1 pseudogene is annotated in these 531 nt (G+C 57.6%); it reads right to left on the bottom strand.

The features are described 5' to 3' along the window. A pseudogene (locus ACR0CG_RS24175) lies at positions 1 to 529 on the bottom strand (biosynthetic arginine decarboxylase); the annotation flags it as partial. Positions 530 to 531: the final 2 nt, after the last annotated feature.

The following is a 531-nucleotide window of genomic DNA, read 5'->3' as shown; positions in this document are numbered from 1 at the left end:
CTCGCACCCCGATCAGCGGTTCGATGCCGAGTTCCTTGTAGACCTCGATCACCGTGTCTGCCTCTTTCGGGCTTTCCAGAACGATGACGGTGTTGAAACCGATCTTGCGGCTAAGGATAGCCAGCTGGATGAACTCGGCATCCTTGACGCCGTTGCAGACGATCAGTGCCTCGGGGGCCAGACGATGGGCCAGCGCCACAACCAGTTCGGGCTTGGAGCCCGCTTCCAGCCCATAGTTGTATTTCTTACCGAACTCGACAATCCGATCCACGACCTGCGCCTGTTGATTCACTTTGATCGGGAAAACACCCCGATAGGAACCCTTGTAGTTCACCCGCGCGATGGCATCGCGAAAGCTTTCGTTTAGATGCGCGATCTCATGTTCCAGATAGGACGTCACCCGCAAAAGCATCGGCGATTTGATGCCTCGGTCGTCCAGATCGGACAGAATGCCCGGCAGGCTGATCGCGTCGGCCTCGGGATGCAGCGGATTACGCAGACCGATCTCGCCCTGATCCGTCACCTCGATGA

Source organism: Ruegeria sp. AB8 (genome assembly GCF_056542605.1).
Note: the sequence above shows the minus strand (reverse complement) of the source record. Positions and strands in the feature narration are given on the sequence as shown.